Origin of the sequence: Amnimonas aquatica (genome assembly GCF_002943415.1) — a bacterium.
Taxonomy (GTDB): domain Bacteria; phylum Pseudomonadota; class Gammaproteobacteria; order Pseudomonadales; family Moraxellaceae; genus Perlucidibaca; species Perlucidibaca aquatica_A.
This window is the reverse complement of record NZ_PTQZ01000089.1, coordinates 1-6725: the sequence shown is the minus strand read 5'-3', so window position 1 is coordinate 6725 and position 6725 is coordinate 1. Positions and strand designations below refer to the sequence as shown.

Annotated in this window: 4 protein-coding genes and 1 pseudogene; 4 read left to right on the top strand and 1 reads right to left on the bottom strand. The window is 67.1% G+C overall.

The annotated features are described in order from the left end of the window. On the bottom strand, positions 1-230 hold a 230-nt coding region (locus C5O18_RS05020), incomplete at its 3' end, for an HIT domain-containing protein (protein WP_105192010.1). Positions 231-580: 350 nt separating this feature from the next. Here C5O18_RS05020 and glnA point away from each other — a divergent pair. The 4 genes and pseudogenes from glnA to C5O18_RS05000 all read left to right on the top strand — a co-directional run. Next, positions 581-1990 (top strand): type I glutamate--ammonia ligase, encoded by a 1410-nt coding sequence (gene glnA, locus C5O18_RS05015; protein ID WP_105192008.1) that lies wholly within the window; start codon positions 581-583, stop codon positions 1988-1990. A gap of 147 nt (positions 1991-2137) precedes the next feature. Next, entirely contained in the window at positions 2138-4852 is a 2715-nt protein-coding gene (glnE, locus tag C5O18_RS05010) for a bifunctional [glutamate--ammonia ligase]-adenylyl-L-tyrosine phosphorylase/[glutamate--ammonia-ligase] adenylyltransferase (RefSeq protein ID WP_158249273.1), read from the top strand. Positions 4853-4989: 137 nt separating this feature from the next. Then, positions 4990-5915: pseudogene (locus tag C5O18_RS05005) on the top strand (branched-chain amino acid transaminase). Next, the coding region (locus C5O18_RS05000; protein WP_105192004.1) for a mitochondrial fission ELM1 family protein at positions 5894-6725 on the top strand (832 nt) is incomplete at its 3' end. The pseudogene C5O18_RS05005 and the gene C5O18_RS05000, both read left to right, overlap by 22 nt.

Here is a 6725-nt window from a genome sequence, read left to right as displayed (position 1 = left end):
AGGCCGAGCTCGCCGGCGAGGCGGGCGGCCGTGGTCATGAGCTCGCCCAGCACCGGTGCGTCTTCGGCGGGCACGTCGTTGAGCGTGCTGTAGTGCGTCTTGGGGATGATCAGCAGGTGTGTCGGCGCGGCCGGGAACAGGTCGTGAAAAGCCACCAGGCGCTCGTTCTCGTAGACGATGCGGGCATTCACTTCATGGTTGGCGATCTTGCAGAAGATGCAGTCGGACATGCGGGGCGGTTCTCGCGGACGTGAGGGAGCGCAGACAAGACTAAGGGCTCTGCTGTCCGTCTTCAATCGGTGATATCGTATGCCGCCGATTGATGCTGTATTTCCTGCTGCGAAGCCGATATTGCACTGTTTTGGTGCTCGAATTCCCGTTTCGCCCTTTTAGGGTGCTTTTTCGGCCGAATTTGCACCGAATTGGCGCGATGCCGGGCGCGGTTTAGCAGGATAATGCCTTTTCTTATGAGTGGCATGAATGTTGCTCAATCCAAGCCGAGACTGCCGGTGACCCCAGCCCGGGCATTTGGCGTCCTGACGAACTCTGAAACGATTGAACGCTCTCTGGAGGAGCTACCATGTCGAACAAGGTACTGCAGCTGATCAATGACAACGAGGCGAAGTGGGTCGATTTCCGCTTCACCGACACCAAGGGCAAGGAGCAGCACGTCTCCTATCCCTCCGCCACCGTCGACGAGGACACCTTCGTCAACGGCAAGATGTTCGACGGCTCGTCGATCGCCGGCTGGAAGGGCATCGAAGCCTCCGACATGATCCTGCTGCCGGACCCCGAGACCGCTTTCATCGACCCGTTCTTCGAAGAAACCACCGTGGTCGTGACCTGCGACGTCATCGAGCCGTCGACCGGTCAGGGCTACGAGCGCGACCCGCGCTCCATCGCCAAGCGCGCCGAAGCCTACCTGAAGGCCTCGGGCATCGGCGACACCGCTTTCTTCGGCCCGGAGCCGGAGTTCTTCGTGTTCGACGAAGTGAAGTGGGACATCAACATGGGCGGCGTGTCGCACCAGATCATCGCTGAGGAAGCGGCCTGGTCGACCAACAACGATTACGAAGGCGGCAACACCGGCCACCGTCCGCGCGTGAAGGGCGGCTACTTCCCGGTTCCGCCGATCGACTCGCAGCAGGACCTGCGTGCCGCCATGTGCACCGCCATCGAAGCCATGATGGGCCCGGGCCGCGTCGAAGTGCAGCACCACGAAGTGGCCTCCTGCCAGTCCGAAATCGGTGTCTCCTTCAACACCCTCGTGCGCAAGGCCGACGAAGTCCAGGTGCTGAAGTACGCCGTGCACAACGTCGCTCACGCCTACGGCAAGACCGCGACCTTCATGCCGAAGCCGATCGTTGGCGACAACGGTTCGGGCATGCACGTGCACATGTCCATCTCCAAGGATGGCAAGAACCTGTTCTCCGGCGACGAGTACGCCGGCCTGTCGGAAATGGCCCTGTTCTTCATCGGCGGCATCATCAAGCACGCCCGTGCCCTGAACGCCATCACCAACCCGGCCACCAACTCCTACAAGCGTCTGGTGCCGCACTACGAAGCCCCGATCAAGCTGGCCTACTCCGCCCGCAACCGCTCGGCCTCGATCCGCATTCCGTACGTGTCGAGCCCGAAGGCCAAGCGCATCGAAGCCCGCTTCCCGGATCCGGCTGCCAACCCGTACCTGGCCTTCGCCGCCCTGCTGATGGCCGGCCTCGACGGCATCCAGAACAAGATCCACCCGGGCGAGGCCGCCAGCAAGAACCTGTACGACCTGCCGCCGGAAGAGGACGCTCTGGTCCCGACCGTGGCCGAGAACCTGGAAGTCGCTCTCGAAGCTCTCAAGAACGACCACGAGTTCCTGCTCAAGGGCGGCGTGTTCACCAAGGAAATGCTCGATGCCTACCTGGAGCTGAAGACGGAAGAAGCCCGTCGCGTCAGCACCTTCGTGTCGCCGATCGAGTTCGACCTGTACTACAGCGTCTGATCCCGGTTGCCGTCGTCGTGCCTGCATCGCGGGCATGGTGACGGGCAAATGGTCTGACAAAAGGCCCGCTCGCGAGAGCGGGCCTTTTGTTTTGTGCCGGCCAGCAGGCATCATGCCGGGCAGTATTCCCCTGCGTGAGTGATGCCGATGTCCGTGTGGAGCCAAGCTGCCGAACTGTCCCCCTGGCTGGCGGAAAGACTGGAGCGCCTCGGCGAGGCCGAGCTGGACGTCCTGGCTGCGAGGCTGGAGCAGGACATGCCGGATGAGGCCTGGCTGCCGCATGTGCAGGCCGCCGTCGCAGCGCTGCCGGCACCCGGCTCGCGTCCGCTGCCGGAGCTGGCTCGCGGGCCGGACCCGGCCTGGCAGGCGGCGCTGCGCCAACTCCGGCAGCGCGAGCAGATGCGCTTCGTGGCGCGCGATCTGCTGCGACGCTGCCCGCTGGTCACGCTGACGCGCGAACTGTCGGCCTTCGCGGATGCCGTGCTGGCGGTGGCCCTGGCGGCGGCCGAGGCCGAGCTCGCCGCGCTGCACGGCCGGCCGGTCGGCGCCGGCTCGGGGCGGATCCAGCAGCTGGTGGTGCTGGGGCTGGGCAAGCTGGGCGGTCACGAGCTCAACCTGTCGTCCGATATCGACCTGATCTTCGCCTACGACGAGGACGGCGAGACCGACGGCGCCCGCAGCATCGGCAACCAGGAGTTCTTCATCAAGGTCGGGCAGCGCATCATCCAGCTGCTGGATCCGGTCATGGCGGACGGCTTCGTGTTTCGCGTCGACATGCGTCTGCGGCCCTGGGGCGATGGTTCGGCGCTGGCCACCAGCTTCGACGCCATGGAGCTCTACTACGAGCGCCATGGCCGCGAGTGGGAGCGCTACGCGCTGATCAAGGCGCGTGTCTGCGCCGGTGACCTGCGCGCCGGTGAACAGCTGCTGAAGTCGCTGAAGCCTTTCGTCTACCGTCGCTACATCGATTTCGGTGCCTTCGAGTCGCTGCGCGACATGAAGGCGATGATCGAGCGCGAGGTCCGCCGCCACGACCGCGACGACAACATCAAGCTGGGGGCCGGCGGCATTCGCGAGGTCGAGTTCATCGCCCAGGCCTTCCAGCTCATCCGTGGCGGCGTGGATTCCGCGCTGCAGGAGCGGGAGCTGCTGAAGGTGCTGCCGCTGCTGGCCGATCGTCAGCTGCTGCCGGCGGCCGCAGTGGATGAACTGGTGACGGCCTACGGCTTCCTGCGCGACAGCGAGCATCGCATACAGGCGCTGCACGACCAGCAGACGCAGACGCTGCCGGCCGCCGACGATGACCGCCTGAGGCTGGCGCGCGCCATGGGCTTTGCGGACTGGGGCGCATACGTCTCGGCGCTGGCCTGCCAGCGCGAGATCGTGCACGGCCATTTCCGCGACGTGATCGTCGCGCGTGATGCCGCCGAGCCCCAGGTGCCGGCGCCGGAGTCCTGGCCGGAGCCGGTGCGGGCGCTGCTCGCCAGCCGCGCCGTCGCGCAGCTCACCGGCACCGCGCGTGACCGTTTCGACCGGCTGCTGCCGCTGCTGGTGCATGCCTGCCTCGCCCACGAGAATGGCGACCTCGCGCTGCTGCGCATCATGCCGCTGATCGAGGCCACGCTGCGGCGCTCGGCCTATCTGGTGCTGCTGATCGAGAACCAGGACGCGCTGCAGCGGCTCATCGACCTGTGTGCCGCCAGTCCGTGGATCGCCGAGTCGCTGGCGCGCTATCCGGTGCTGCTCGACGAGCTGCTGAACGCCGCCACGCTGTTCGCGCCGCCCAGCCGCGATGACCTCGTGGCCGAGCTGCGCGCCCAGCTGACACGGGTGCCGGAAGATGACCTCGAGCGCCAGATGGATGTGCTGCGCATCTTCCAGAAGGGGCAGGTGCTGCGCGTGGCGGCGTCCGATCTCAAGGGCACGCTGCCGCTGATGAAGATCAGCGATTCGCTGACCTGGATCGCCGAGGCCGTGCTGCAGGAGGTGCTTAATCTGGCCTGGCGTCAGCTCACCGCGAAGCACGGCCGGCCGCTGCGTGTCGACGGCACGCCCTGCGACCCCGACTTCGTCATCGTCGGCTACGGCAAGCTGGGCGGGCTGGAGCTGGGCTACGGGTCGGATCTCGACCTGGTGTTCCTGCACGACGGTGACCCGCAACGCGACTCCGACGGCGAGCGGCCGCTGGACGGCGCGAGCTTCTTCGCGCGCCTGGGCCAGCGCATCATCCACCTGCTGACCACGGCCATGGCCACCGGGCAGCTCTACGATGTCGACATGCGCCTGCGGCCGTCGGGCAGCTCCGGGCTGCTGGTGACTTCGCTGTCCGGCTTCTCGCAATATCAGCGCGAACATGCCTGGGCCTGGGAGCATCAGGCGCTGATCCGTGCCCGCGTCGTCGCCGGCGACACCCGCCTGGCGGCACGTTTCGATGCCGTGCGCGCCGAGGTGCTGGCCCGGGCCCGCGATCGCGAGACGCTGCGCCACGAAGTGGTCGAGATGCGCGACAAGATGCGCGGCCACCTGGCGCCGAAGGACGGCATAGACCTCAAGCACAGTCCCGGCGGGCTGGTCGACCTCGAGTTCCTGGTGCAGTACCTGACGCTGGCGCACGCCCATGACTTCCCGGCGCTGACGCGCTGGCCGGACAATGTCCGCCTGCTCGACACGCTGGCCGAGGCCGGCGTGCTGTCATCGCAGGATGCCGAGGGCCTGAAGGCGGCCTATCTGGCGCTGCGGGCGCGGGGGCATCGCCGGGCGCTGGCCCGGGTCGACCGCATCCTGGGCGAGGGCGAGCTGGTGGCCGAGCGCACGCTGGTGCGGACGCAGTGGGCTCGCTTCATGACCGGCGGCGCGGCCTGATGCGCGCGCGGCCAGTATCCCAAGACCCCCGGTTTGTGGTGGAATAGGCGCCCCTGAATTCTTTGATCTGCAGGCGACGCCACCGTGGCGCGGCCGGTACCGGCCGTTCCCGTTCGTCGCCCTCTGGAGTGACAACGATGTCGATGTCTGATCGTGATGGCGTGATCTGGTTTGACGGCCAACTGGTGCCGTGGCGCGAAGCCCAGACGCATGTACTGACCCACACGCTGCACTACGGCATGGGCGTCTTCGAAGGCGTCCGCGCCTACGCCACCGACCGGGGTGCTGCCATCTTCCGCCTCAAGGAACACACGGACCGCCTGTTCAAGTCGGCGCACATCATGAACATGGCCATGCCTTTCGGCCAGGACGAGATAAACGAAGCCCACCGCACCGTGGTGCGCGAGAACGGCCTGCCGCACGCCTACCTGCGTCCCATGGCGTTCTACGGCAGCGAAGGCATGGGCCTGCGCGCCAACAACCTCAANAGGTGCACGTGATCGTGGCCGCCTGGGAGTGGCCGGCCTACATGGGCAAGGAAGCGCTGGAGCTGGGCATCAAGGTGCGCACCTCGAGCTACACCCGCCATCACGTCAACATCGCCATGACCCGCGCCAAGGCCAACGGCAACTACATCAATTCCATGCTGGCGCTGCAGGAGGCCGTCTCCGGCGGTGCCGAAGAGGCCCTGATGCTGGATCCGGAAGGCTTCGTGGCCGAGGGCTCGGGCGAGAACGTGTTCATCGTGCGTGATGGCGTGATCTACACGCCGGACGTGACCGCCTGCCTCGACGGCATCACCCGCAAGACGGTGATCCAGCTCGCCGAGGAGCACGGCTACAAGGTGCGCGAGAAGCGCATCACCCGTGACGAGGTCTACATCGCCGACGAGGCCTTCTTCACCGGCACCGCCGCCGAAGTCACCCCGATCCGCGAGCTGGACGGCCGCGTCATCGGCGCCGGCCGTCGCGGTCCGATCACCACCGTGCTGCAGAAGGCCTACTTCGAGACCGTGACCGGTGTCCGCAAGGAGCACGGCGAGTGGCTGACGCCGGTGGCGTGAACGCCGGCACGCTCCGGCCGCTGGTCGTCTGGCGCCTGCTGGACGGCAAGCCGGGGCATGAGAGCCAGAGCCTGGGGCTGGCCCGGGCGCTGGAGCGGCTGACTTCGGTCAGCGTGCACGACCTGCCGGTGCGCGACATCGCCGCCGGTCCCTTCGGCTGGCTGCTCCGCCGCTTCCCGGCGGGGCGGGATCTTCCCGATCCTGATCTCATCATCGGTGCTGGTCATGCCACGCACTGGCCGCTGCTGTGCGCGCGCCGGGCCCGCGGCGGCCGTGCAGTGGTGCTCATGAAGCCGTCGCTGCCCAAGCGCTGGTTCGACCGGGTGGTGGCGCCGGAGCACGATGGCGTGCGTCCGGGCGGCAACGTGATCGTGACGCGGGGCGTGCTGAACGCCATGCGGCCGGGGCAGAAGCAGGCCGGGCGTGCGCTGGTCATGGTCGGCGGCGAGAGCAAGCACTTCATCTGGCGTGACGAGGATGTCCTGGCCGCTGTCTCCGCGATCATGACCGCATGGCCCGGTGCCACCATCACCGATTCGCGTCGCACGCCGCCTGACTTGAGCACCAGGCTCGCCCGGGATTACGGTGACCGTTTCCTGGCCTGGGGCGACTGTCCGCCGGGCTGGCTGGCCGAGGAGCTGGCGCAGGCGGAGGTGGCCTGGGTCAGCGAGGACAGCGTGTCCATGATCTACGAGGCATTGACGGCCGGATGCGCCGTCGGCCTGGTGCGGCTGACGGCACCGGAGCGGCCGGCCGGCCGGCTGGTGCGCGGTATCCGCAGCCTGATCGATCAGCAGCTGGTGCTGCCAT

Excerpts from the sequence above, each read along its gene's own strand:
- glnA (WP_105192008.1), top strand. The coding sequence starts at position 581 with ATGTCGAACAAGGTACTGCAGCTGATCAATGACAACGAGGCGAAGTGG.
- glnE (WP_158249273.1), top strand. The coding sequence starts at position 2,138 with ATGTCCGTGTGGAGCCAAGCTGCCGAACTGTCCCCCTGGCTGGCGGAA.